Origin of the sequence: Cohnella baijiui, assembly GCF_020731285.1 — a bacterium.
Lineage (GTDB): Bacteria > Bacillota > Bacilli > Paenibacillales > Paenibacillaceae > Cohnella.
On the sequence record NZ_JAJFOW010000347.1, the window covers coordinates 1 to 237 of the forward strand.

The following is a 237-nucleotide window of genomic DNA, read 5'->3' on the forward strand; positions in this document are numbered from 1 at the left end:
GCAAGCATCTTCGAACGGTGAATGAGTGGAATGGTCTGTTCTTGTGCAGCGACTAGTTCTACATTCTCTTTTGGAATGTCGGTTGAGTATACGACCAGATCAGCACCTTTAATGTGATCTGCCTGATGGCCGATGAATACTTGTGCGCCTTTTTTCTGCAGCTTATCCGTCAGTTCTTTGCGAGCCATATCGGACCCCGTGACATGGTAGCCCATATCCAGCATGACACGGGCAATG

The 237-nt window shown here is 48.5% G+C and carries 1 protein-coding gene; it reads right to left on the bottom strand.

Annotated features, from left to right (window positions below; all coding sequences use genetic code 11):
* On the bottom strand, nucleotides 1-236 hold a 236-nt coding region (locus LKX83_RS32905), incomplete at its 3' end, for a Mur ligase domain-containing protein (RefSeq protein ID WP_227887491.1).
* Nucleotide 237: the final 1 nt, after the last annotated feature.